The organism is Pelagibacterium nitratireducens (assembly GCF_037044555.1).
Classification (GTDB): domain Bacteria; phylum Pseudomonadota; class Alphaproteobacteria; order Rhizobiales; family Devosiaceae; genus Pelagibacterium; species Pelagibacterium nitratireducens.
Window position 1 is genome coordinate 1,693,078 of record NZ_CP146275.1, and the last position, 21,575, is coordinate 1,714,652.

The 21,575-nt window shown below is 60.3% G+C and carries 32 protein-coding genes; 26 read left to right on the plus strand and 6 right to left on the minus strand.

Features of this window, described 5'->3' with window-relative positions; all coding sequences use genetic code 11:
• The 21 genes from rplV to rplQ all read left to right on the plus strand — a co-directional run bounded on the left by rplV (position 1) and on the right by rplQ (position 11,033).
• Positions 1-381, plus strand: coding sequence for a 50S ribosomal protein L22 (rplV, locus tag V6617_RS08460; RefSeq protein ID WP_338610415.1), 381 nt, complete (start codon positions 1-3; stop codon positions 379-381).
• Complete coding sequence (rpsC, locus tag V6617_RS08465) at positions 381-1,091, plus strand: 30S ribosomal protein S3 (RefSeq protein ID WP_264227496.1); 711 nt, start codon at positions 381-383, stop codon at positions 1,089-1,091. The genes rplV and rpsC overlap by 1 nt, the downstream gene beginning before the upstream one ends.
• Positions 1,092-1,105: 14 nt before the next feature.
• Positions 1,106-1,519 (plus strand): 50S ribosomal protein L16, encoded by a 414-nt coding sequence (rplP, locus tag V6617_RS08470; protein WP_264227497.1) that lies wholly within the window; start codon positions 1,106-1,108, stop codon positions 1,517-1,519.
• 12 nt (positions 1,520-1,531) lie between these two features.
• Positions 1,532-1,732 carry a 50S ribosomal protein L29 gene (gene rpmC, locus V6617_RS08475; protein ID WP_014130828.1) on the plus strand — a complete coding sequence of 67 codons (201 nt, stop codon included), beginning with the start codon at positions 1,532-1,534 and terminating at the stop codon, positions 1,730-1,732.
• Between the two features lie 10 nt (positions 1,733-1,742).
• A complete protein-coding gene (gene rpsQ / locus V6617_RS08480; RefSeq protein ID WP_338610416.1) occupies positions 1,743-1,976 on the plus strand; it encodes a 30S ribosomal protein S17 in 234 nt (77 codons plus the stop codon).
• 76 nt (positions 1,977-2,052) lie between these two features.
• On the plus strand, positions 2,053-2,421 hold the full coding sequence (gene rplN, locus V6617_RS08485) for a 50S ribosomal protein L14 (protein ID WP_014130826.1): 369 nt from the start codon (positions 2,053-2,055) through the stop codon (positions 2,419-2,421).
• A complete protein-coding gene (gene rplX, locus V6617_RS08490; protein WP_014130825.1) occupies positions 2,421-2,735 on the plus strand; it encodes a 50S ribosomal protein L24 in 315 nt (104 codons plus the stop codon). Before rplN ends, rplX begins: the two co-directional genes overlap by 1 nt.
• Positions 2,728-3,282: a 50S ribosomal protein L5 gene (gene rplE, locus V6617_RS08495; protein ID WP_338610419.1), complete on the plus strand. Its 555-nt coding sequence runs from the start codon at positions 2,728-2,730 to the stop codon at positions 3,280-3,282. The genes rplX and rplE overlap by 8 nt, the downstream gene beginning before the upstream one ends.
• Before the next feature lie 36 nt (positions 3,283-3,318).
• The gene (gene rpsN / locus V6617_RS08500) at positions 3,319-3,624 is read left to right on the plus strand and encodes a 30S ribosomal protein S14 (protein WP_264227502.1); all 306 of its coding nucleotides are present in this window, start codon (positions 3,319-3,321) and stop codon (positions 3,622-3,624) included.
• A 13-nt stretch (positions 3,625-3,637) separates the two neighbouring features.
• Complete coding sequence (rpsH, locus tag V6617_RS08505; RefSeq protein WP_338610421.1) at positions 3,638-4,036, plus strand: 30S ribosomal protein S8; 399 nt, start codon at positions 3,638-3,640, stop codon at positions 4,034-4,036.
• Between the two features lie 121 nt (positions 4,037-4,157).
• Positions 4,158-4,691, plus strand: a complete 534-nt coding sequence (gene rplF, locus V6617_RS08510; protein ID WP_338610422.1) for a 50S ribosomal protein L6 — start codon at positions 4,158-4,160, stop codon at positions 4,689-4,691.
• Positions 4,692-4,703: 12 nt separating this feature from the next.
• A complete protein-coding gene (gene rplR / locus V6617_RS08515) occupies positions 4,704-5,057 on the plus strand; it encodes a 50S ribosomal protein L18 (RefSeq protein ID WP_338610423.1) in 354 nt (117 codons plus the stop codon).
• 47 nt (positions 5,058-5,104) lie between these two features.
• Positions 5,105-5,635 (plus strand): 30S ribosomal protein S5, encoded by a 531-nt coding sequence (gene rpsE, locus V6617_RS08520; RefSeq protein WP_014130819.1) that lies wholly within the window; start codon positions 5,105-5,107, stop codon positions 5,633-5,635.
• A 23-nt stretch (positions 5,636-5,658) separates the two neighbouring features.
• Positions 5,659-5,847 carry a 50S ribosomal protein L30 gene (gene rpmD / locus V6617_RS08525; RefSeq protein ID WP_014130818.1) on the plus strand — a complete coding sequence of 63 codons (189 nt, stop codon included), beginning with the start codon at positions 5,659-5,661 and terminating at the stop codon, positions 5,845-5,847.
• A 15-nt stretch (positions 5,848-5,862) separates the two neighbouring features.
• On the plus strand, positions 5,863-6,342 hold the full coding sequence (gene rplO / locus V6617_RS08530) for a 50S ribosomal protein L15 (RefSeq protein ID WP_338610425.1): 480 nt from the start codon (positions 5,863-5,865) through the stop codon (positions 6,340-6,342).
• Positions 6,343-6,491: 149 nt separating this feature from the next.
• Positions 6,492-7,826: a preprotein translocase subunit SecY gene (gene secY / locus V6617_RS08535; RefSeq protein ID WP_338610426.1), complete on the plus strand. Its 1,335-nt coding sequence runs from the start codon at positions 6,492-6,494 to the stop codon at positions 7,824-7,826.
• Positions 7,823-8,389 (plus strand): adenylate kinase, encoded by a 567-nt coding sequence (locus tag V6617_RS08540; protein ID WP_338610427.1) that lies wholly within the window; start codon positions 7,823-7,825, stop codon positions 8,387-8,389. The genes secY and V6617_RS08540 overlap by 4 nt, the downstream gene beginning before the upstream one ends.
• A gap of 186 nt (positions 8,390-8,575) precedes the next feature.
• Entirely contained in the window at positions 8,576-8,944 is a 369-nt protein-coding gene (gene rpsM / locus V6617_RS08545; RefSeq protein WP_014130814.1) for a 30S ribosomal protein S13, read from the plus strand.
• Positions 8,945-9,064: 120 nt separating this feature from the next.
• Entirely contained in the window at positions 9,065-9,457 is a 393-nt protein-coding gene (gene rpsK / locus V6617_RS08550; protein ID WP_014130813.1) for a 30S ribosomal protein S11, read from the plus strand.
• A 96-nt stretch (positions 9,458-9,553) separates the two neighbouring features.
• The gene (locus tag V6617_RS08555; protein WP_338610661.1) at positions 9,554-10,570 is read left to right on the plus strand and encodes a DNA-directed RNA polymerase subunit alpha; all 1,017 of its coding nucleotides are present in this window, start codon (positions 9,554-9,556) and stop codon (positions 10,568-10,570) included.
• A gap of 34 nt (positions 10,571-10,604) precedes the next feature.
• Positions 10,605-11,033 carry a 50S ribosomal protein L17 gene (gene rplQ, locus V6617_RS08560; RefSeq protein WP_338610430.1) on the plus strand — a complete coding sequence of 143 codons (429 nt, stop codon included), beginning with the start codon at positions 10,605-10,607 and terminating at the stop codon, positions 11,031-11,033.
• Between the two features lie 58 nt (positions 11,034-11,091).
• On the opposite strand, the gene V6617_RS08565 is transcribed toward rplQ, so the two are convergent.
• Both V6617_RS08565 and V6617_RS08570 read right to left on the minus strand, forming a co-directional pair.
• Complete coding sequence (locus V6617_RS08565; RefSeq protein ID WP_338610432.1) at positions 11,092-11,649, minus strand: AAA family ATPase; 558 nt, start codon at positions 11,647-11,649, stop codon at positions 11,092-11,094.
• Positions 11,649-12,800, minus strand: a complete 1,152-nt coding sequence (locus V6617_RS08570; RefSeq protein WP_338610433.1) for a hypothetical protein — start codon at positions 12,798-12,800, stop codon at positions 11,649-11,651. The genes V6617_RS08565 and V6617_RS08570 overlap by 1 nt, the downstream gene beginning before the upstream one ends.
• 219 nt (positions 12,801-13,019) lie before the next feature.
• On the opposite strand from V6617_RS08570, the gene V6617_RS08575 reads away from it, so the two are divergent.
• From V6617_RS08575 to V6617_RS08595, 5 genes are all read left to right on the plus strand, one after another.
• Positions 13,020-14,411: a Do family serine endopeptidase gene (locus V6617_RS08575; RefSeq protein ID WP_338610434.1), complete on the plus strand. Its 1,392-nt coding sequence runs from the start codon at positions 13,020-13,022 to the stop codon at positions 14,409-14,411.
• Between the two features lie 17 nt (positions 14,412-14,428).
• The gene (locus V6617_RS08580) at positions 14,429-15,760 is read left to right on the plus strand and encodes a replication-associated recombination protein A (RefSeq protein WP_338610436.1); all 1,332 of its coding nucleotides are present in this window, start codon (positions 14,429-14,431) and stop codon (positions 15,758-15,760) included.
• Between the two features lie 192 nt (positions 15,761-15,952).
• The gene (locus V6617_RS08585) at positions 15,953-16,954 is read left to right on the plus strand and encodes an RluA family pseudouridine synthase (protein ID WP_338610438.1); all 1,002 of its coding nucleotides are present in this window, start codon (positions 15,953-15,955) and stop codon (positions 16,952-16,954) included.
• Complete coding sequence (locus tag V6617_RS08590) at positions 16,954-17,622, plus strand: HAD-IA family hydrolase (protein WP_338610440.1); 669 nt, start codon at positions 16,954-16,956, stop codon at positions 17,620-17,622. The genes V6617_RS08585 and V6617_RS08590 overlap by 1 nt, the downstream gene beginning before the upstream one ends.
• Positions 17,622-18,395, plus strand: a complete 774-nt coding sequence (locus V6617_RS08595; protein ID WP_338610442.1) for an ATP12 family chaperone protein — start codon at positions 17,622-17,624, stop codon at positions 18,393-18,395. Before V6617_RS08590 ends, V6617_RS08595 begins: the two co-directional genes overlap by 1 nt.
• On the opposite strand, the gene folK is transcribed toward V6617_RS08595, so the two are convergent.
• The 4 genes from folK to rimO are packed head-to-tail and all read right to left on the minus strand — an operon-like array spanning position 18,387 to position 21,425.
• The gene (folK, locus tag V6617_RS08600) at positions 18,387-18,833 is read right to left on the minus strand and encodes a 2-amino-4-hydroxy-6-hydroxymethyldihydropteridine diphosphokinase (RefSeq protein WP_338610444.1); all 447 of its coding nucleotides are present in this window, start codon (positions 18,831-18,833) and stop codon (positions 18,387-18,389) included. The two genes, V6617_RS08595 and folK, sit on opposite strands and share 9 nt — an antisense overlap.
• Entirely contained in the window at positions 18,833-19,219 is a 387-nt protein-coding gene (gene folB, locus V6617_RS08605) for a dihydroneopterin aldolase (RefSeq protein WP_338610446.1), read from the minus strand. Before folB ends, folK begins: the two co-directional genes overlap by 1 nt.
• A gap of 5 nt (positions 19,220-19,224) precedes the next feature.
• Positions 19,225-20,076: a dihydropteroate synthase gene (gene folP, locus V6617_RS08610; protein WP_338610447.1), complete on the minus strand. Its 852-nt coding sequence runs from the start codon at positions 20,074-20,076 to the stop codon at positions 19,225-19,227.
• Positions 20,073-21,425 (minus strand): 30S ribosomal protein S12 methylthiotransferase RimO, encoded by a 1,353-nt coding sequence (gene rimO, locus V6617_RS08615; RefSeq protein ID WP_338610449.1) that lies wholly within the window; start codon positions 21,423-21,425, stop codon positions 20,073-20,075. Before rimO ends, folP begins: the two co-directional genes overlap by 4 nt.
• Positions 21,426-21,575 lie beyond the last annotated feature (150 nt).

Below are 21,575 nucleotides of genomic sequence, written 5' to 3' on the forward strand. Positions count from 1 at the left end.
ATGGGCAAGGAAAAGCGTGAACGCGCGCTCAAGGACACAGAGGCGAAAGCCGTCCTTCGCATGGTGCGCACAAGCCCCCAGAAGCTCAACCTGGTCGCCGCACAGATCCGTGGCAAGAAGGTCGAGAAGGCTCTTGCCGAACTCGAATTCTCGCGCAAGCGGATTTCGGTTTCGGTCAAGAAAACCCTGGAAAGCGCCATCGCGAACGCCGAAAACAACCATGGTCTGGATACAGACTCCCTGGTGGTCTCGGAAGCCTTCGTTGGCAAGGCTCTGGTGATGAAGCGGTTCCATGCCCGTGCCCGCGGTCGCGGCGCGCGCATCGAGAAGCCGTTCTCGCATCTGACCATCGTCGTCCGTGAAGTCGAGGAGGCCGTCTGATGGGCCAGAAAGTTAATCCGATCGGGCTTCGCCTCGGTATCAACCGCACCTGGGATTCCCGTTGGTACGCCAACAAGGGCGAATACGGTTCGCTCCTGCAGGAAGATCTCAAGATTCGCGAGATGCTCGAGAAGGAGCTCAAGCAGGCCGCTGTTTCCAAGATCGTTATCGAGCGCCCGCACCGCAAATGCCGCATTTCGATCCACTCGGCGCGTCCGGGCATCGTGATCGGCAAGAAGGGTGCGGACATCGAGAAGATCCGCAACAAGGTCAAGAAGTTCACCAATTCGGAAGTGCACATCAACATCGTTGAAGTGCGCAAGCCGGAAACCGACGCAACGCTGGTCGCACAGGGCATCGCCCAGCAACTCGAGCGCCGCGTGGCGTTCCGCCGGGCCATGAAGCGTGCCGTGCAGACGGCAATGCGCATGGGCGCCCAGGGCATCCGCGTCAATGTTGGTGGCCGTCTTGGCGGTGCCGATATCGCCCGGACCGAATGGTATCGTGAAGGCCGCGTGCCGCTTCACACCCTTCGTGCCGACGTCGACTATGGTGTTGCCGAAGCCGCGACCACCTATGGCATCATCGGGATCAAGGTCTGGATCTTCAAAGGCGAGATCATGGAACACGATCCGATGGCTCACGAGCGCCGTGCCACCGAAGGTGGTGACTCCGGCGGGCAGGGCCGCCGCGGTCCGGCTGCAAGCTGATAGGACTATAAAAAATGCTGCAACCGAAACGTACGAAGTTCCGCAAGGCCCACAAGGGCCGGATCCACGGCGCCGCCAAAGGCGGCACCGACCTGAATTTTGGCGAATATGGCTTGAAGGCTCAGGAACCTGAGCGTATAACCGCCCGCCAGATCGAGGCCGCACGCCGCGCGATGACTCGCTATATGAAGCGTGCCGGTCGTGTGTGGATCCGGGTTTTCCCGGATGTGCCCGTGTCGTCCAAGCCGACCGAAGTCCGTATGGGTAAAGGTAAGGGTGCTCCTGAATACTGGGCAGCCCGCGTTAAGCCCGGCCGGATCATGTTCGAAGTTGACGGCGTAAGTGAAGAGATTGCGCGTGAAGCTCTGCGTCTGGCGGCCATGAAGTTGCCGATCAAGACGCGGTTCGTCAGCCGCATTGCAGATTAAGGACGTACAGCGATGGCAAAGCCGAGCGACGTTAGAGCAAAGACGGTCGACGAACTCAAGGACGAGCTCGTCAATCTGAAGAAAGAGCAGTTCAACCTGCGTTTCCAGCGCGCTACCCAGCAGCTGGAAAACACTTCTCAGGTGCGCAAGGTCCGCCGCGATATCGCGCGCGTTCAGACCGTGATCGCCGAGAAGGCGCAGGCCGGAAAGTAAGGAGACACAAATGCCCAAGCGTATCCTGCAGGGGACAGTGGTCTCCGATACGAACGAAAAAACGGTTGTGGTGAGCGTCGAGCGCCGCTTTACACATCCGATCATGAAAAAGACCGTGCGCCGGTCCAAGAAGTACCACGCCCACGACGAAGCCAATGCGGCCAAGGTCGGTGATGTGGTGCAGATCGAAGAATGTGCGCCGATCTCCAAGAATAAGCGTTGGACGCTGGTTCATCCGGCATAACGCAAGAGCTCACAAAGAGATCTAGTGCCGTGCCGGATACCGGACGCGGACCAGTAATTAAAGAAGGCAACCAGTCATGATTCAGATGCAGACGAACCTCGACGTCGCCGATAATTCGGGCGCTCGTCGTGTTATGTGCATCAAGGTGCTGGGCGGTTCGCATCGCAAGTATGCGTCTGTTGGCGACATCATCGTTGTGTCGGTCAAGGACGCCATCCCGCGCGGCCGCGTCAAGAAGGGCCAGGTGATGAAGGCCGTGGTGGTTCGCACCGCATCCGACATCCGTCGCCCCGATGGCACCGTGATCCGTTTCGACCGCAATGCGGCGGTGATCATCAACAACAACAAGGAACCGATCGGCACCCGTATCTTTGGCCCGGTTCCTCGTGAGCTGCGCGCGAAAAGCCACATGAAGATCATTTCGCTCGCGCCGGAGGTGCTGTAATGGCTGCCAAGATCAAAAAAGGTGACAAGGTCATCGTGCTGACTGGCAAGGACAAGGGCAAGACCGGCCAGGTGCTTCAGGTCATGCCGACCGATACCAAGGCACTGGTTTCCGGCATCAATCTGGTGCGTCGTCACCAGAAGCAGACCCAGAGCCAGGATGCGGGCATCATCACCAAGGAAGCCCCCATTCACCTGAGCAATATCGCTCTGGTCGATGCCAAGGACAACAAGCCGACCCGCGTCGGCTTCAAGATCGAAGACGGCGTCAAAAAGCGCGTCGCAAAGCGTTCTGGAGAAGTGATCGATGGCTGAGACATACCTTCCGCGCCTGCGCACACATTATGAAGATGTGGTGCGTGCCGGTCTCACCGAGACCTTCAACTACGTCAACCCGATGCAGGTTCCCAAGCTTGAGAAGGTCGTTCTCAACATGGGTGTCGGCGAAGCGGTTGCCGACTCCAAGAAGGTGAAGGCTGCCCTGGCCGATCTCGAAAAGATCGCCGGCCAGAAGCCCGTCGTCACCTATGCGCGCAAGTCGATCGCCGGCTTCAAGGTCCGCGAAGGCATGCCGCTCGGCGTCAAGGTCACGCTGCGTCGTGCCCAGATGTATGAATTCATCGACCGCCTGGTCAACGTCGCGTTGCCGCGCGTTCGTGACTTTCGCGGCCTGAACCCCAAGAGCTTCGATGGCCGCGGCAATTACGCCATGGGCATCAAGGAACATATCGTGTTCCCCGAGATCAACTATGACCAGATCGACCAGGTCTGGGGCATGGACGTGATCGTCTGCACCACGGCAAAGACCGACGAAGAAGCGCGCGCGCTTCTCAAGGCTTTCAATTTCCCGTTCCGCCAGTAAGCGGATAACTGGAAAAGAGACGAAAGAGAGACTTAGATGGCTAAGACTAGCTCCATCGAGAAAAACAAGCGCCGCGCCAAGCTCGCCAAGCAGTATGCACCCAAGCGGGCTGCGCTCAAGGCCAAGGCAAAGGACGCGTCGCTCAGCTTTGAAGAGCGTTTCGCTGCCCAGCTCAAGCTGGCCGAGCTGCCTCGCAATGCATCCCCGGTTCGCATTCGCAACCGCTGTGAGGTTTCGGGTCGTCCGCGCGGCTACTATCGCAAGCTCAAGCTGAGCCGTATCGCGCTCCGCGAGCTTGGCTCGATGGGCATGATCCCTGGTTTGGTCAAGTCGAGCTGGTAAGGAAAGAACGAAGATGACTCTTACAGATCCTCTCGGCGATATGCTGACTCGCATCCGCAACGCGCAGATGCGCCGTCGCGATGTCGTCCGTACGCCCGCTTCGAGCCTTCGTGCTCATGTGCTCGACGTTCTCAAGGCCGAGGGCTACATTCGTGGCTATTCGGAAGAGACCAACGAAAACGGCCTTCCCGAATTCGCCATCGAGCTGAAGTACTCGGAAAGTGAACCGGTTATCCGGGAAATTCAGCGCGTGTCGAAGCCCGGTCGCCGGGTTTATGCCTCGGTCAAGAATATTCCGGTTGTTGGCAATGGTCTTGGTGTTTCGATCCTGTCCACCCCCAAGGGCGTGATGGCCGATCACAAGGCACGTGCCGAAAACGTTGGCGGTGAGGTCCTCTGCCGCGTCTTCTAAGACGTGTTTCATGCCGGTGGTTTCAGCCGACCGGCGTGGTGCACATACGTTTGGAGTTTCCGTGTGATCGGAAGCGGGCAGGGTGAAAGCCTGCCTTCACACAACGAAAAGGCAATTTAATATGTCGCGTATTGGCAAAAAGCCGGTAGCACCGGTCAGCGGCGTGACGGTCACAGTGGACGGCCAGAAGGTCACCGCAAAGGGCTCCAAGGGTGAGCTTTCTGTGGTGCTCGTTGATCTGGTCAAGCCCGAGATGACCGATGACGGCGTCGTTGTCACCCCTGTCAACGACAGCCGTGAGGCCCGTTCGGCCTGGGGTCTGTCCCGCTCGCTCGTGCAGAACATCGTGACCGGCGTCTCGACTGGCTTTGAGCGCAAGCTCGCCATCACGGGCGTCGGCTATCGTGCCCAGATGCAGGGCTCGGACCTCAAGCTGTCCCTCGGCTTTTCCCATGAAGTGATCTTCAAGGCGCCCGACGGGATTTCGCTTGCAGCGCCCACCCAGACGGAAATCGTCGTCACGGGTATCGACAAGCAGCAGGTCGGACAGGTCGCGTCCGACATTCGTGAGTTTCGTCCGCCGGAGCCCTACAAGGGCAAGGGCGTGCGCTATGCGGATGAGCACATCTACCGCAAAGAAGGCAAGAAGAAGTAAGGATTGGTCGAGATGGCTAAGCTTTCTGGTATCGAACGGCGCAAGGCGCGTGTTCGTCGGGCTCTCAAGGCCCGTGCCAACGGTCGTCCGCGCTTGTCGGTCTTCCGTTCGGAAAAGAATATCTACGCACAGATCATCGACGATGCGAATGGCGTGACGCTGGCGTCCGCTTCTTCGCTCGAAAAGGATCTCAAGATCAAGAACGGCGCCAATCAGGCCGCAGCCTCTGAAGTTGGCAAGGCACTTGCTGTCCGCGCCACCAAGGCTGGTGTTTCGAACGTTGTGTTCGATCGCGGGTCGTATCTGTTCCATGGCCGCGTCAAGGCGCTGGCCGATGCCGCCCGCGAGGGCGGGCTGAGCTTTTAAGCGAACGCTCCTTACAAGATAAAAGAGAAAAAAGACTGGTAGGAACGATGAGAGACACTCAAGAACGCGATAGCGAATTCGTCGATCGCCTGGTGCATATCAACCGTGTTGCCAAGGTGGTAAAGGGCGGTCGTCGCTTTGGTTTTGCTGCCCTCGTGGTGGTTGGTGATCAGAAGGGCCGTGTCGGTTTCGGTCATGGCAAGGCGCGTGAAGTGCCTGAAGCCATCCGCAAGGCAACAGAGCAGGCCAAGCGTCAGATGATCCGCGTGCCGCTGCGCGAAGCGCGTACGCTGCACCATGATGTGCAGGGTCGTCACGGCGCCGGCAAGGTGATCCTGCGTGCGGCTCCGGCCGGTACCGGTATCATCGCGGGTGGCCCGATGCGCGCCGTTTTCGAAACCCTTGGTATCAACGATATCGTTGCCAAGAGCCAGGGTTCGGCAAATCCCTACAACATGGTTCGCGCCACGTTCGACGCGCTCAAGAACGTTGACAGCCCCCGTTCGGTGGCGGCCCGTCGCGGTCTCAAGGTTTCCGAGTTGCAGGCACGTCGCGGCGAAGCCGCCGTCGAGGCTTGATAGAGCGCTCGAGGAGAGAAACAATGGCTAAAAAGACCGTCATCGTCGAGCAGATCGGTTCGCCGATCCGTCGCAAGGAAGATCAGCGCGCGACACTTGTGGGCCTGGGCCTGAACAAGATGCATCGCCGCAGCGAGCTGGAAGACACGCCGTCGGTGCGCGGCATGATTTCCAAGGTCGCTCACCTCGTCCGCGTCGTGGACGAGCAGTAAGAGGGATTTGGTATTATGAAACTCAACGAGATCGCCGATAACGCCGGCGCCACCAAAGCCAGGGCACGCGTCGGTCGCGGCATCGGCTCTGGTCTTGGCAAGACCGGTGGTCGTGGCGTCAAGGGTCAGAAGTCCCGTTCGGGCGTTTCGATCAATGGCTTTGAAGGCGGGCAGATGCCGCTTCACATGCGGATGCCCAAGCGCGGCTTCAACAATCCCTTCGCCAAGAAGTGGAATGCTGTTCGTCTCGACCGCATCCAGGCCTATATCGACAGCGGCAAGCTCGACGCCAAGGGCGTCGTGGATGCCGAAGCACTGGTCAAGGCCGGCGTCATTCGCCGCGCCAAAGACGGCGTTCGCCTGATCAACAGCGGTGAATTCAAGGCCAAGAAGGTTACCTTCAAGGTCAACCACGTTTCCGCTGGTGCCGCCGCTGCCATCGAAGCGGCCGGGGGCAAGGTCGAGTTGATCGGCAAGCCTGCCGACGCCGAATAGTCGTTACAATGTTTCGAGCGCGCCCTGGCAATCTTCCCGAATACGGGGATTGCATAAGGGCGCGCTCTGACTATATCAGAGCATTGTCTTTTCCGCGGGCCCATGTGGCCCGTTCCTTTGCTCTATAAGCCACTTCAGAGGGAGCCGTTATGGCGTCTGCAGCCGAGCAACTGGCCCGAAACTTGAGTTTTTCGACCTTTTCGAAGGCCAAGGAACTCCAGAAGCGGATTTTCTTCACCCTTGGCGCGTTGCTGGTTTACCGACTCGGCACCTATATTCCGATTCCAGGCATCGACCCTGATGCTTTCGCGTCGACGTTTCAGCAGGCTCAGGGCGGCATCTTCGGGCTGTTCAACATGTTCGCCGGTGGCGCCGTCGAGCGCCTTGCGATTTTTGCCCTCAACCTGATCCCCTACATTACCGCCTCCATCGTCATCCAGGTGATGTCGACGGCTTCTCCGCGCCTTGAGGCGCTCAAGAAGGAAGGCGAGAGCGGGCGGCGCAAGCTCAACCAGTACACCCGGTATCTCACGGTCATTTTCTGCGCCGTTCAGGCCTATGGCATCGCCGTGGGCCTCGAAGCCAGCGAAGGCGTCGTGGCGGATCCGGGCTGGTTCTTCCGTATTTCGACCGTCATCACGCTTGTTGGCGGCACCATGTTCCTGATGTGGCTGGGTGAACAGATGACCGCGCGCGGTGTCGGCAACGGCATTTCGCTGATCATTTTTGCCGGTATCGTGGCCTCGTTGCCCGCGACCATTGCTCAGACGCTCGAACTGAGCCGCACCGGTGCGCTGCCGACCATTGCCGTCGTCGGTATTTTGGTTGGCGCCATTGTGGTGATCGGGATCATCGTGTTCTTTGAACGCGCCCAGCGCAGGCTTTTGATCCAGTATCCGAAGCGCCAGGTGGGCAACAAGATGTATCAGGGCGACACTTCGCACCTGCCACTCAAGCTCAATACGGCCGGTGTTATCCCGGTGATCTTCGCGTCCTCGCTGCTGCTGTTGCCGGCAACGATCGCGACGTTCTCTGCGCAGGGCGATGCTCCGCAATGGCTGCAGTACATCTCGGCGCTGCTCGGGCGGGGCCAGCCGCTCTACCTGGCGCTGTTTGCCGGGATGATCATCTTCTTTGCGTTCTTTTACACCTCGATCGTTTTCAATCCGACCGAGACGGCGGACAATCTCAAGCGCTCGGGCGGGTTCATTCCGGGCATTCGTCCGGGCGAAAGAACGGCGCAGCATATCGATTACGTGCTGACACGCATTACCGTGGTCGGTGCGATCTATCTGACCATCGTGGCGCTGATCCCGGAGGTGTTCCTGAGCCAGCTCAACATCTCGGCCTTCTTGGGCGGTACCTCGCTGCTCATCATGGTTACGGTGACGCTGGATACGGTGAGCCAGATTCAAAGCCACCTGATCGCGCAGCAATATGAGGGCATGGTCAAGAAATCACGTCTAGGGGGACGGAAAAGATGAGACTGGTTCTTTTGGGTCCGCCGGGCGCGGGCAAGGGTACGCAGGCACAGATTCTGGTATCGACCTATTCCATTCCGCAGCTCTCGACGGGCGACATGCTCCGGGCGGCCATTGCCGACAAGACTCCGCTGGGTCTGGAAGCCAAGGCGATTGTCGATCGCGGGGATCTGGTTTCCGACGATATCGTTTCCGGCATCATTTCCGAGCGCATGGATCAGCCCGACTGCGAGAACGGGTTCATCCTCGATGGTTTCCCGCGCACCATTGCGCAGGCTGAGGCCTTGACCCATATGCTCGACCGCAAGGGGGTTCACCTCGACGCGGTCGTTGAAATCACGGCCGATCCCGATGTGCTGGTCGAACGCATCATCAATCGGGCAAAGGAAAGCGGCGGCGCAAGGGCGGACGACAATGAAGAGGTGCTGCGCAAGCGTCTCGATGTCTACACCCAGCAAACAGCGCCTCTTGTGGCGTTCTATTCCGAGCAGGGTCTGCTCAAATCAGTGGATGGAATGGCACCGATCGAGGATGTAACAGCCGCGATCAAGTCAGCGATCAGCTGACCGAAACGATTGGGCTTGCGGCGGTGTTGACTTTGATGCCGTGAGTCCTTAGAACCGCGCCCAGTCTCAGAAATTTCGAGGGCTGGATTCGGTTCCTTCCGTATAGAGAAGGGGGTCGGATGCCGGTCCCTTGTTGTTGAACGAAACGGGACGGTAACGTCCTCATATCAATTTAGGAGATCCGACGTGGCTCGTATTGCTGGCGTCAATATCCCGACGAACAAGCGCGTGGTTATCGCGTTGCAGTATATTCACGGGATTGGGCCGAAGATGGCCTCTGAAATCTGCGAAAAGGTGTCCATTCCGGCCGAGCGGCGCGTGAATGAGCTGACCGACGCGGAAGTTATCCAGATTCGCGAAACCATCGACCGTGACTATCAGGTCGAGGGTGACCTTCGCCGTTCGGTTGCCATGAACATCAAGCGTTTGATGGATCTGGGTAACTATCGCGGCCTGCGTCATCGTCGCGGTCTGCCGGTGCGCGGTCAGCGGACCCACACCAATGCCCGTACCCGCAAGGGCCCTGCAAAGGCCATCGCGGGCAAGAAGAAATAAGAAAGCCGGGATGGAGCGGCAGGGACGGGCAGTAGTGTCCGGCCGGAACGTTCCGCTTCGGGTTTCTTGAGGTGTAGCCGCTGGAACCACGGCGGCGCTAGAGATCACTAGAGGAAGTAAATGGCTAAAGCAGAAACTACGCGCGTTCGCCGCCGCGAGCGCAAGAATATCAGTGCTGGCGTTGCACATGTGAACGCCTCGTTCAACAACACGATGGTCACCATCACCGACGTTCAGGGCAATACGATCTCCTGGTCCTCCGCCGGTACGATGGGTTTCAAGGGTTCGCGCAAATCGACCCCTTACGCAGCCCAGATGGCTGCAGAAGACGCTGCCAAGAAGGCGCAGGAACACGGCATGAAGACCCTTGAGGTCGAAGTTCGTGGCCCGGGTTCAGGTCGTGAATCGGCACTGCGTGCCCTTCAGGCCGCCGGCTTCACTGTCACTTCCATCCGGGACGTTACATCCATTCCGCATAATGGGTGTCGGCCGCGCAAGCGTCGTCGCGTCTGATGTGAATGGACCTCGGCAGGGCCAGCCGGGGTTCTTTTACGGTTTGCGGCATGGCGGCCGGGCAGGGCCGCGATTTTAAAAAGGAAGTTGGACGTGATGATCCAGAAAAACTGGCAGGAACTGATTAAGCCGACCAAGCTCGACGTCGTTCCGGGCAGCGATTCCGCGCGCGTCGCCTCCGTGGTCGCCGAACCGCTTGAACGCGGTTATGGCCTGACCCTGGGCAACACGCTGCGCCGGGTTCTGCTCTCGTCGCTGCAGGGTGCGGCAATCACCGCCATCCAGATCGATGGCGTATTGCATGAATTCTCGTCGATTCCCGGCGTGCGTGAGGACGTGACAGATCTCGTTCTCAACATCAAGGAAATCGCCATCAAGATGGAAGACGAAGGGCCCAAGCGCCTTACGCTTTCCAAGCAGGGTCCGGGTGCCGTCATCGCTGGCGACATCAAGACCACCGGCGACATCGAAGTGCTCAATCCTGACCTTGTCATCTGTCACCTTGATGACGGTGCCGAGATCAATATCGAGTTCACGGTCAATACCGGCAAGGGTTATGTTCCGGCCGACCGCAACAAGCCCGAAGATGCACCGATCGGTTACATTGCCGTCGATGCTCTGTTCTCGCCGGTCAAGCGCGTCAGCTACAAGGTCGAAAAGACCCGTGAGGGCCAGAACCTGGACTTTGACAAGCTGAGCATGCAGATCGAGACCAACGGCGCGATCAGCCCCGAAGACGCGCTGGCCTTTGCGGCCCGCATCGTTCAGGATCAGCTCTCGGTCTTCGTAAATTTCGAAGAGCCCACCAAGGAAAAGGCAGAGGATTCGACACCCGAACTCGCCTTCAACCCGGCGTTGCTCAAGAAGGTGGACGAACTCGAGTTGTCTGTGCGTTCGGCGAACTGCCTCAAGAACGACAACATCGTTTATATCGGCGATCTCATCCAGAAGACGGAAGCGGAAATGCTCCGCACGCCGAACTTCGGGCGCAAGTCGCTCAACGAGATCAAGGAAGTGTTGGCCCAGATGGGGCTCCATCTCGGGATGGACGTCAACAACTGGCCGCCCGAAAACATCGAAGACCTCGCCAAGCGTTACGAAGATCACTACTGATCTTCCGCGGGCCAAAAGCTACTAGGAGAGTACCATGCGCCACGGTAAAGCCGGCCGCAAACTGAACCGGACCTCTTCGCATCGCAAGGCGATGTTCAAGAACATGTCCGCAGCATTGATCAAGCACGAACAGATCGTGACGACCCTGCCCAAGGCGAAGGAGTTGCGTCCGATCGTCGAAAAGCTCATCACCCTTGGCAAGCGCGGCGATCTGCATGCCCGCCGCCAGGCCATCGCCCAGATCGGCGATGAGACCATGGTCAAGAAGCTGTTCGATATTTTGGGCCCGCGTTACAAGGACCGCAATGGTGGCTACACCCGCGTCCTCAAGGCCGGCTTCCGTCACGGCGATAATGCCCCGGTCGGCATCATCGAGTTCGTCGATCGCGACGTCGAGGCCCGGGGCAAGGATTCCGGCCCGACCGCCGACTTCACGCGTGATGAAGAGAGCGAAGCCGCGTAGGCGGTTTCTGCCTGCTGTAGAATTGAAAAGGCGGCTTGTGAGTCGCCTTTTTTCGTTTTTACAGATCGGCTTGGCTTAGGCCCCATGCTGCATAGAGGACTTTGAGCTCCCTCGTGCTCCGGCAAAAGACACGCGGCAGCCCTGTTTGAATTGCGCTCTGACGGGTTCCCTCTGCCTTGTTGCGGGTCTTCCATAGCCAGGCAAGCATCTCCCATTTGACCGAGTCACGGTCCCCTTCGAGTCCGCCAGCCCGACGCCGCCGGGATAGGCTGCGGCGCAAATAGCGCAGGGTGCGCACGGCAAGATTTTCATCGAGCACGATGATGCCGGTGGCCCGCGCCACGCGCTGTGGCATCAGGACCGAATAGGAGCCGTCCATGATCCATGCCGGCTCGGCGATAGCAGCATCGTGCAGAGCCGCGAATTCGGCGTCGGGGCGCTGTTCCCAATCGGTGCCGGGTATGTGCCGCAGCCGGTCAAGGTGAATGGCAGCGACGCCGAGCCGCATTCCAAGCGCTTCAGTGAGTGTCGATTTTCCCGAGTTCGTCGGACCGAGCACCATGATCCGCGGCCCGAGTGCTTCGGGCCGCGGCAATTGGCCGTTGCCGGCGTCCATCACACGAGAATGTCGTCGACCCAATAGAGGTCGCGACGGTCAAAGCCGTTGAACGGGGTGAGGGAGGCCTGCGTGTAGGCGCCCATCAGGCCGAACTCGATATAATCGTCCTCGGCGATGGCGGCCGGCAGGATGAAGGTCTGGGGCATGACGTCGTAGCTGTCGCAGGTTGGCCCGAAGATCTTGAAGTCCCAGCTCTCGCCGGTCAGCACCTTGTCGCCGCGCCACACGCGGATCGGTGGCATGAATTCAAGGATCATCGCTTCCATCAGCGAGCCATAGACGCCGTCGTTGAGATAGACCGACTGTTCGCCGCGCACGTGTTTGACGCGCAGCAGGAGCGATGTGCAGCCCGTGGACAGGCCGCGTCCGGGCTCGGCAATCAGTTCGGGCTTGTTCGAGCCGAACGTATCGGCGACAGCGTTGCGGATGGTCTCGAAATAGACGTCGAGGGGTGGCGCCGAATTGGTGATGTATGGGGCGGGAAAGCCGCCGCCGATATTGAGGCGCTTGAGCTCGATGCCCGAGGCCTGGGCGATGCGCCCTGCAGCGGCGATGTGGCGCTCATAGGCATAGGCTTCCTCGCACTGGCTGCCGACGTGGAAGCACAGCGAGGTCGAATATCCCATGGCCTTGGCCAATGTGCAGATCGCGATGGCGCCTTCCTCCATAACGCCGAACTTGGTGCCGAAATCATAGGATTTGAGCGCCTTGCCGGCCTTGAAGCGCACAGTCACCTCGACATCCTCGCTGGGCGGGATGACGGCGGCGAGCTGGTCGAGCTGGGCCACATGGTCGATGGTAAAGGAGCGAACGCCGAATTCGGAATAGGCGCGCTCGATCTCTCGACGCGACTTGATGGGATTGTTGTAGTGCATCCCGGCTTGAGGCGCGTATTTGCGGATCAGGGCCATCTCGGTGTTGGAGGCAACATCGTAGGCCTTGAGCCCCTCGCGATTCATGATCTCGAGGATATGGGGCGAAGGATTGGATTTGACTGCATAGGTCAACAGGCCATCAAAGCCCGCCTTGAAGGTATTTATTGCATCGACCAGAAGCCGTTCGGAAAACAGGAAACTCGGATAGTCGGGTTCCTCGGTGGCGATCAGTTCTGCGGTGTTCGCGTATGTGCGAGACGGCGCGTGGTCCATTGACCTTGATACCTTGTACGGGGGTTGAAAGCGCGCGTGTATAGGGCTCATTGCCCCCCTCTGCAATGGCCAATTTCGCCTATAGAGACAGGTTGTGACGATTCTTTGTGCGGGGTCAAAATTGCCACGCTTTTGCCGCCAACCTTACGAGCTTGTCACTTGAAACCGGAGCCTTGGCGACTAACCTCTGACGCGCGTTGCAAGCTCCGGAGTCTCCCCATGATCCGCAAGTCGATTGTTGCTATTCTTCTGGTCCTCGCACCTGCCGCGGCCTTTGCCCAGGTCGAGCGGACGGTGCCGCAGAGCCAGGAGGAAATCCAACTCTCCTATTCGCCGGTGGTCCAGCAGGTCGCGCCGGCGGTCGTCAATGTCTATGCAACCCGGGTCACCCAGCAGCAGAGCGGTTTTGGCGATCCTTTCTTCGACCAGTTTTTCGGTCGCTCGCCGCTCTTCAACCAGCGGCCGCAGACCTCGCAATCGCTGGGGTCGGGCGTGATTGTCAGTGCGGATGGCATGATCCTCACCAACAATCACGTCGTGGAAGGGGCGACCGATATTCGGGTTGTGCTCAATGACGGGCGGGAATATCCCGTCGAACTGGTGCTGGCCGATCCCTCGACCGATCTGGCCGTGCTCAGGGCCGAGGATGGGGCGGGGGAGTTTCCCTTCGTCACGTTTGCCGATTCCGACCAGTTGGAGGTCGGCGATCTCGTTCTGGCCATCGGCAATCCGTTCGGAGTGGGGCAATCGGTGTCCAGCGGCATCGTTTCGGCACTGGCGCGAACCGGCATGGGGATGACCGACTATCAATTCTTCATCCAGACCGACGCAGCGATCAATCCGGGCAATTCGGGCGGTGCGCTGGTCGATATGAACGGGCAACTGGTCGGTATCAACACGGCGCTGTTTACCCGCTCGGGCGGCTCGCAGGGCATCGGGTTCGCCATACCCTCCAATATGGCGCGGGTGATCGCCGATGCGGGCGCGGCGGGTGGCGAGATCGTGCGGCCCTGGCTGGGCGCGCAGATGCAGATGCTGGACGCCGACCTGGCCGCCAGCCTGGGACTGGTGACGCCGCGCGGGGCACTGGTAACTGAAATCGCGCCCGACAGCCCGGCCGAGGCGGCAGGGCTGGCTTCGGGCGACGTGATCACCGCGATCGATGGGGTGGCGGTTCAGGACCCCGAAGCGCTCAATTATCGCGTGGCGACCAAGCCGGTCGGCTCGATCTCCGAATTGACGCTGTGGCGGAACGGCGCCGAGACGACTGCCACACTGGAAATGGGGGCGCCGCCCGCGACTTCGGACCGGCAGGCGACGATTTCGGGCAATACGCGATTTGCAGGGGTCAGCGCGGCTGAACTGAACCCCGCATTGGCGCAGCAATTGGGGCTGGGCTTTTCAACGCAGGGGGTCGCCGTCGTCGAGGTTGAGGCGGGAAGCCCGGCGGCGCGCATGGGGCTCGAGCAAGGCGATGTGATCGTTGCGCTGAACGGCACGGAAATTCGTGATATTGAAACCTTCGAATCCCTAGCCAGCCAGCGCCCGCGCGCCTGGCAGATCATCCTGCAACGCGAAGGCAGGGTCATCCGTTCGGTGGTGAGCGGATGATAGTTTTGTGAGGTGCGATGAGCGACCTTTTTCCCGAGGACCTTCCAGCCTCCCGACCGACGGATGAACCGGGCGCCGACCGGCCGCTGGCCGACCGGCTGCGGCCGAAATCGCTCGATGAGGTGATCGGGCAGACCCATATCATCGGGCCCGACGGCACGCTGCGGCGGATGCTGGCGTCGGGGCGGCTGGGTTCGCTCATCCTGTGGGGGCCGCCGGGAACCGGCAAGACGACAGTGGCGCGGTTGCTGGCCGATGCAGTGGACTATCGGTTCGAGCAGATTTCGGCGATCTTTTCGGGGGTAGCGGACCTCAAGAAGGTGTTCGAAACGGCGCGCACGGCGCGGCGGGCCGGGCAGCGTACGCTGCTGTTCGTCGATGAAATCCATCGCTTCAACCGGGCGCAGCAGGACAGTTTTCTTCCCGTCATGGAAGATGGCACCGTGGTGCTGGTCGGGGCGACGACGGAGAACCCCAGTTTCGAGCTCAACGCGGCGCTTCTGTCGCGGGCGCAGGTGCTCAAGTTTACCAGTCTCGACCGTGACGATCTCGATGCGCTTGCCACGCGGGCCGAAGAGGAATTGGGCAAGGCACTGCCGCTCGATGAGGACGCGCGGCAGACGCTGATCGGGCTGGCCGATGGCGATGGGCGGGCCATGCTGGGGTTGATCGAGGAGATCATTGCCGCAACCGGACCGGATGACGTTTTAGATCCTGCAGGGCTGGCGCGTCTGGTTCAGCGGCGGGCGCCGATCTATGACAAGAGCCAGGATGGCCACTACAATCTGATTTCGGCGCTGCACAAGACGGTGCGCGGGTCGGACCCCGATGCGGCGCTCTATTATTTCGCGCGCATGATCGATGCGGGCGAGGACCCGATGTATCTGGCGCGGCGGCTGATCCGCATGGCTGTCGAAGATATTGGCATGGCCGATCCGCAGGCGTTGCCCATAGCTACCGCCGCAAAGGACGCCTATCACATGCTCGGTTCGCCCGAAGGGGAGTTGGCGCTGGCGGAAGTGGTGGTTTATCTGGCGACGGCGCCGAAATCGAACGCGCTTTACAATGCCTACAACCGAGCACTGGCCCTGGCCAAAAAGACCGGCTCGCCGACGCCGCCCATGGCCATTCTCAATGCGCCGACCAAGCTGATGAAGTCGGAGGGGTATGGCGAGGGCTATATCTACGACCACGACACCCCCGAGGGGTTTTCGGGGCAGGAGTATTTTCCCGAAAAGATCGGGCGGCAGGATTTCTATCAGCCGGTCGAGCGCGGGTTTGAACGCGATATCAAGAAGCGGATGGATTATTTCGGGAAACTGCGCGCGGCGAAGCGCGACGTCAGTTAGGTGAGGGTGGTCTGCAAATGGCGGTATTCTGCGCTTCCGGTGCTCACGTACCAAAATGTACGCTCCGCGCCGGTTCTCGAAAACCACCATTTTCGACTCACCCTGACCTAACTGCTTGCAGGGCTGACTTCGCTCATGACGGCGGAGTGATTTCCCGCTAGAAGGGCCGCGAATGACAAAGGACAGAGTTTTATGAGCGGCGTGCAATTGCGGGAAGTGGCGGCGGATGAGGACGGGATGCGGCTCGACCGCTGGTTCTCGGTTCATTTTCCCGACCTGAGCTTCGGGCGCCTGCAAAAGCTGTTGCGCTCGGGGCAGGTGCGGGTCGATAGCGGACGCGTGGCCACCAATGCGCGGCTGGTTGCCGGGCAGACGGTGCGCGTGCCGCCGCTGGGCGATGCGCCTGTTCGCTCGCCGGACGCGCCGCGGATCAATCAGAAAGATGCCGATTTCCTGCGCGACCTCATTTTGTATGAGGATGACGAGGTCTATGTGTTCAACAAACCGCACGGGCTTGCCGTGCAGGGCGGATCGGGCACCAAGCGCCATATCGACGGCATGCTCAAATCGCTGCCCAACAAGAAGGGTGAGCCGCCGCGGCTGGTTCACCGCCTCGACCGGGATACGTCAGGGTGCCTGCTGGTGGCCAAGACGCGGGCGGCGGCGAGCCATTTCGGAACCGTGTTCCGCTCACGCTCGGCGCGCAAGATCTATTGGGCGATAACGATTGGCGTTGCCCATCCTCGCCAGGGACGGATTTCGTGCTTTCTGGCGCGGCAATCGACCCAGGATGGCGAGCAGATGGTAGTGGTCGAAAACGGTACCGAGGGCGCGCAGCATTCAGTGAGCTATTATTCGGTGACCGAGAGCGCCGCTAATCAGTTCGCCTGGGTGACGCTCAAACCGGTCACCGGGCGCACGCACCAGTTGCGCGTTCACATGATGGAACTGGGCACGCCCATTCTCGACGACCCGCGCTACAACACGCTGGAAAACTGGAATTTCGAGCGGCCCGAGGAACTGGGCAACGGTTTGCATTTGCACGCGAGGCGGCTGGCCATTCCGCTGCGCAGCGGCAAGAGGCTCGATATCACCGCACCGCTCCCGCCGCATATGAAGGCGAGCTTTGAAACGCTGGGGTTTAATGCCAATCAGTACGATGTGCAGGATGTCGATCCGGAGGACGATGCGTGATGGCCGAACCGCGTCTTGTCATGTTCGATATGGACGGCACGCTGATCGACTCCGGTTCGATCATTGCCGAGCATATGGCCGCGACGTTCCGCGATCACGGGCTGGACGTGCCTACGTCGGAAATGTCTCATTCGATCATCGGTCTGTCGCTGGAAATTGCCATGGAACGGCTGGCGCAATGCGATGCGGAGACAGCCATCCTGATGGCAGGGACCTACCGCCAGCACTACCGCGCCATGCTGGCCGGAGGTGATCGGCATGAGCCGCTTTATGCGGGGGCGCTGGACGCGCTGAACCGTTTGCGGGCGCATGAGACCTCGATCCTTGGTATTGCCACCGGCAAGGGGCTGAGCGGGGTCAATCGCATTCTGGCGCTGCACGCATTGGCGGATCATTTCGTGACGCTGCAGACCCCCGACCACAATCCGTCGAAACCTCATCCGGGAATGATCCTGCGGGCTTGCGCCGAGACCGGGATCGATCCCGACTGCACGGTGATGATCGGGGATACGACGTTCGACATGGAGTTGGGGCGGTCGGCCGGGGCGCGGACCATCGGGGTGAGCTGGGGGTATCACGCCCGCGTTGCGCTCGAAGAGAGCGGTGCCCATATCATCATCGACGATTATGCCGATCTCGATGACGCTATCGAAAGGGTTTTGAGTTGATGCGCGAATTTCTCGAAGACGCCATCCGGCACCAGGATGCGGGGCAGGGCCGTCATCAGAAGGATCTGATCCGCGAGTTGCCCAAGCGCTTTTATAAATCGGTGGACGTTGCCGAGACTGATGGCGTTTTTGCTGTGCTGCTTGACGGGCGCGTGACCAAGACGCCGACCGGCAAACCGGTTGGCGTTGGTCATCCCGATCTTGCGGCGCGCATGCGCGAGGAATGGGATGCGCAGGGCGATCGCATCGATCCCGATATGATGCCGCATGTCAAACTGATCAATTCGGCCGTCGAAGCGGGCGAGGAATCACGTCCCGCACTGCTTGACGAAGTGGTGAAATATGCGGGCAACGATCTGCTGCTCTATCGCGCCGACAGCCCGCGCGAGCTTGTCGAAAAGCAGGAGCAGATTTGGGACGATGTGCTCGTGCGGATCGCACGGCATTTTTCGGTGAGCTTCCAGCCCACAGTCGGGATCATGCATAAGGCGCAATCTGTCGACATGCTGAAAAAGCTCAGAGATGCCATCGAGCCGCTGCACCATGTGCCTGCGACTGCGATGGTGTCGGTGACGGGGCTCACCGGCTCGGGCCTGCTGGCGGTTGGTCTGCGCGAGCGGCTGGTCGATGCCGATGCCGCGTGGACCGCAGCCCATGTTGATGAGGACTACCAGATTTCGCTGTGGGGCGAGGATTACGAGGCGGCGGCGCGGCGGCGGCAGCGGCGTCTCGAATTTGATGCCGCGGTCAATGTTATCAACCTGTTAGGCTGATTTCCTGCCGGCCTGATTCAGCAGCCAGTCAGCCATATCCGGCGCGATTTCGCGCACTGGACCGAGCACGAAATCGCGCTCATGGGCGTAAGGATGCGGCAAGGTAAGGCGCTCGGATTCCATGGTCAGATCATCGTAGGTGATGACGTCGATATCGATGCTGCGCGGGCCCCATTTCTCAATACGGACGCGTCCGATCTCGGCTTCGGTGGCAAGGCAGAAGTCGAGAAGCTCGAGCGGGGACAGGGTGGTTTCGATCAGAACGGCGCCGTTGTGAAACCGGTTCTGATCGGTCTTGCCCCAGGGTTCGCTGACGATCAGTTTGCTTTGTTTCAAAAGGAAAATCTGCGGATGGCCGGCGATGGCCTCAATGGCTTTGGCGATCTGGTGCGCGGGCTCGCCAATATTGGCGCCCAGCGCCAGAACGGCGCGGGCCATCAGATCTGCTCCCGCGTCCTGACCATTTCGATGGCGGCTTCGCCGGCCACGATGGGCAGGGGCGCTTCGGGCTTTCTGACCTTGATGCGGATCCAGTCGAGCTTGTCGAAGCGTTCGAATAGACGCGCCATGATGTGATGGCCGAGCGCCTCGATGAGCTTGAAACGCCTTTCCTCGAAGGCTTCCTTCACCAGATCGTAGATATGGGCATAGGAAATCGTGGAGGCCACGTCATCGGAGCGGGCGGCCTCGGACATGTCCAGCCCCAGCTCGAGATCGATGCGGAAGCGCTGGCCGAGGGCGTTTTCCTCCATCATGACACCGTGGTAGCCATAAAAGGCCAGCCCGGCCAGAATGATGCGGTCGCGATCGGCAAAGCTGTCCATGGGACTCACCCCTCCAGTTGCGGCGGACCATAAAGCGTGGCGGCAGCCACGCGCAAGGCGTCGCGATTGGCGCGCACGTCATGGACGCGGAAAATGTGCCCGCCCTTTAGATAGCCCAGAACAGAGGTTGCGATGGTGCCCGAAACGCGCTCCTTGGGCGGCACATCGAGTAGATTGCCGATCATGCGTTTGCGGGAGGTCCCAACCAGCAAGGGAAAGCCGAGCGCGTGCAATTCATCGAGGCGGTTGAGGAGTTCGTAATTCTCGGCAAAGGATTTCGCAAAGCCAAAACCCGGATCGAGAATGATTGCGTCTCTTGCGATACCTGCCTTGAGCGCGATGTCCACTGACCGTGACAGCCAGCGCTTCATTTCATCGATCAGGTCGCGCGCGGTATCACGCTCGGTGTCCCAGTGCATGGCGATGATTGGCGTGCTGTGATGGGCGGCTACGTCGGCGATTTCCGGATCGCGCTGCAGGCCTTGGACATCGTTGATGATTTTGGCGCCCGCCTGGACCGCCTGATCTGCGACCAGGGCCTTGTAGGTGTCGATGGAGATCGGGGCTTCAAAACCGCGCTCCGCAAGGGCGTCGAGCACGGGCATGACCCTGTCGAGTTCGTCCTGTACGCTCACTTCATCGGAGCCGGGACGGGTGCTTTCGCCGCCGATATCGATGATGTCGGCGCCTTCGGCAGCGAGGTCTTCTGCGTGCGCGAGGGCCGCGTCGAGGGCGGAGAAATCGCCGCCATCGGAAAAGCTGTCGGGGGTTACGTTCAAAATGCCCATGACGAGAGGCGTGCGGCCCAGTTTCAGCGGGCCGCCAGCCATCGGGACGTCATAGGCGCGGTGCGTCACTGCACCGAACCAGCCGGGACCGCATAGAGGTCGTATTCGTCGGAATCAACGACTGTCACCGAGATCATGTCGCCGGGCTTGATACCTGAGGCGTTCTCGACGATGACATTGCCGTCGATTTCCGGAGCATCCCATTGCGAACGGGCAATCACGCGCTGCTCTTCGGGTTCGACGTCATCGACGAGAACGTCGATGGTGCGGCCGACGCGCGAGGCGAGGCGTTCACTCGAAACCTCCTGCAGCGCCTCCATCAGTCGCCCGTAGCGCTCCTGCTTGAGCTCATCGGGGATTTCATCGAGGCCCAGATCGTTGGCGCGGGCGCCGGTTACCGGCTCGTAGGGAAACGCCCCGGCGCGGTCGATCTTGGTCTCGTGGACCCAATCGAGCAGCATCTGGAAATCTTCCTCGGTCTCGCCGGGGAAGCCGACGATGAAGGTCGAGCGGATGGCGAGATCGGGACAGGTTTCGCGCCATTTCCGGATGCGGTCGGCGGTCTTTTCCTGATTGGCCGGGCGCCGCATGGACTTGAGAACCTGCGGGCTGGCGTGCTGGAAGGGGATGTCGAGATAGGGCAGGATCACCCCGTCGGCCATTAGCGGAATGACGTTATCGACGTGGGGGTAGGGATAGACGTAGTGCATCCGAACCCAGGCGCCGAGCTTGCCCATTTCCTCGGCCAGCGTCTGGAACCGCGCTTCGACCTGACGTCCGCGATAGGGGGACGTGGCGTATTTGATGTCCACGCCATAGGCCGAGGTGTCCTGGGAGATGACCATGATCTCCTTGACGCCCGACTTGACCAGCCGCTCGGCTTCATAAAGCACGGAGGCGATGGGGCGCGAGACGAGATCGCCGCGGATCGAGGGGATGATGCAGAAGGTGCAGCGATTGTTGCAGCCTTCGGAAATCTTGAGATAGGCGTAGTGGCGCGGGGTGAGCCGCAGACCCTGTTCGGGCACGAGATCGACAAAGGCGTTGGGCACCGGGGGCACAGCCTGATGGACCGCGTCGACGACCGCTTCATACTGATGCGCGCCCGAGACGGCCAGGACGCCGGGATGGGTCTTGCGGATCAGCTCTTCCTCGCCGCCGAGACAGCCGGTGACGATGACGCGGCCATTTTCCGAAATCGCTTCACCGATGGCGTCGAGGCTTTCAGCCTTGGCGCTGTCGAGAAAGCCGCAGGTGTTGACGATGACGACATCGGCGCCCTCATAGGAGGGTGAAAAGCTGTAGCCTTGCGCACGCAGCGTTGTGAGGATCCGCTCGGAATCGACGAGGGCCTTGGGGCAGCCGAGGCTGACGAGGCCGATCTTTGGGGCGTTTTGTGTTGGTGTTGGCGCGCTCATGGGCGTCCGCTGGTCCTTGAAAAGGCGAGATTGCCGAAGGTGCCGGGCCAAGCGGGCCGGCGCCATGGGATATGAAACTCGCATGAATTTGCGCGTGTCATATCGGAAAGTGCGCAAAGGTCAATCTTTGCGCACTTCATAGCTGCGTTG

What these genes read in the sequence shown, in the direction of transcription:
- rplV (WP_338610415.1), top strand. Translation starts at nt 1, where the DNA reads ATGGGCAAGGAAAAGCGTGAACGCGCGCTCAAGGACACAGAGGCGAAA.
- rpsC (WP_264227496.1), top strand. Translation starts at nt 381, where the DNA reads ATGGGCCAGAAAGTTAATCCGATCGGGCTTCGCCTCGGTATCAACCGC.
- rplP (WP_264227497.1), top strand. Translation starts at nt 1,106, where the DNA reads ATGCTGCAACCGAAACGTACGAAGTTCCGCAAGGCCCACAAGGGCCGG.
- rpmC (WP_014130828.1), top strand. Translation starts at nt 1,532, where the DNA reads ATGGCAAAGCCGAGCGACGTTAGAGCAAAGACGGTCGACGAACTCAAG.
- rpsQ (WP_338610416.1), top strand. Translation starts at nt 1,743, where the DNA reads ATGCCCAAGCGTATCCTGCAGGGGACAGTGGTCTCCGATACGAACGAA.
- rplN (WP_014130826.1), top strand. Translation starts at nt 2,053, where the DNA reads ATGATTCAGATGCAGACGAACCTCGACGTCGCCGATAATTCGGGCGCT.
- rplX (WP_014130825.1), top strand. Translation starts at nt 2,421, where the DNA reads ATGGCTGCCAAGATCAAAAAAGGTGACAAGGTCATCGTGCTGACTGGC.
- rplE (WP_338610419.1), top strand. Translation starts at nt 2,728, where the DNA reads ATGGCTGAGACATACCTTCCGCGCCTGCGCACACATTATGAAGATGTG.
- rpsN (WP_264227502.1), top strand. Translation starts at nt 3,319, where the DNA reads ATGGCTAAGACTAGCTCCATCGAGAAAAACAAGCGCCGCGCCAAGCTC.
- rpsH (WP_338610421.1), top strand. Translation starts at nt 3,638, where the DNA reads ATGACTCTTACAGATCCTCTCGGCGATATGCTGACTCGCATCCGCAAC.
- rplF (WP_338610422.1), top strand. Translation starts at nt 4,158, where the DNA reads ATGTCGCGTATTGGCAAAAAGCCGGTAGCACCGGTCAGCGGCGTGACG.
- rplR (WP_338610423.1), top strand. Translation starts at nt 4,704, where the DNA reads ATGGCTAAGCTTTCTGGTATCGAACGGCGCAAGGCGCGTGTTCGTCGG.
- rpsE (WP_014130819.1), top strand. Translation starts at nt 5,105, where the DNA reads ATGAGAGACACTCAAGAACGCGATAGCGAATTCGTCGATCGCCTGGTG.
- rpmD (WP_014130818.1), top strand. Translation starts at nt 5,659, where the DNA reads ATGGCTAAAAAGACCGTCATCGTCGAGCAGATCGGTTCGCCGATCCGT.
- rplO (WP_338610425.1), top strand. Translation starts at nt 5,863, where the DNA reads ATGAAACTCAACGAGATCGCCGATAACGCCGGCGCCACCAAAGCCAGG.
- secY (WP_338610426.1), top strand. Translation starts at nt 6,492, where the DNA reads ATGGCGTCTGCAGCCGAGCAACTGGCCCGAAACTTGAGTTTTTCGACC.
- V6617_RS08540 (WP_338610427.1), top strand. Translation starts at nt 7,823, where the DNA reads ATGAGACTGGTTCTTTTGGGTCCGCCGGGCGCGGGCAAGGGTACGCAG.
- rpsK (WP_014130813.1), top strand. Translation starts at nt 9,065, where the DNA reads ATGGCTAAAGCAGAAACTACGCGCGTTCGCCGCCGCGAGCGCAAGAAT.
- V6617_RS08555 (WP_338610661.1), top strand. Translation starts at nt 9,554, where the DNA reads ATGATCCAGAAAAACTGGCAGGAACTGATTAAGCCGACCAAGCTCGAC.
- rplQ (WP_338610430.1), top strand. Translation starts at nt 10,605, where the DNA reads ATGCGCCACGGTAAAGCCGGCCGCAAACTGAACCGGACCTCTTCGCAT.
- V6617_RS08565 (WP_338610432.1), bottom strand. Translation starts at nt 11,649, where the DNA reads ATGGACGCCGGCAACGGCCAATTGCCGCGGCCCGAAGCACTCGGGCCG.
- V6617_RS08570 (WP_338610433.1), bottom strand. Translation starts at nt 12,800, where the DNA reads ATGGACCACGCGCCGTCTCGCACATACGCGAACACCGCAGAACTGATC.
- V6617_RS08575 (WP_338610434.1), top strand. Translation starts at nt 13,020, where the DNA reads ATGATCCGCAAGTCGATTGTTGCTATTCTTCTGGTCCTCGCACCTGCC.
- V6617_RS08580 (WP_338610436.1), top strand. Translation starts at nt 14,429, where the DNA reads ATGAGCGACCTTTTTCCCGAGGACCTTCCAGCCTCCCGACCGACGGAT.
- V6617_RS08585 (WP_338610438.1), top strand. Translation starts at nt 15,953, where the DNA reads ATGAGCGGCGTGCAATTGCGGGAAGTGGCGGCGGATGAGGACGGGATG.
- V6617_RS08590 (WP_338610440.1), top strand. Translation starts at nt 16,954, where the DNA reads ATGGCCGAACCGCGTCTTGTCATGTTCGATATGGACGGCACGCTGATC.
- V6617_RS08595 (WP_338610442.1), top strand. Translation starts at nt 17,622, where the DNA reads ATGCGCGAATTTCTCGAAGACGCCATCCGGCACCAGGATGCGGGGCAG.
- folK (WP_338610444.1), bottom strand. Translation starts at nt 18,833, where the DNA reads ATGGCCCGCGCCGTTCTGGCGCTGGGCGCCAATATTGGCGAGCCCGCG.
- folB (WP_338610446.1), bottom strand. Translation starts at nt 19,219, where the DNA reads ATGGACAGCTTTGCCGATCGCGACCGCATCATTCTGGCCGGGCTGGCC.
- rimO (WP_338610449.1), bottom strand. Translation starts at nt 21,425, where the DNA reads ATGAGCGCGCCAACACCAACACAAAACGCCCCAAAGATCGGCCTCGTC.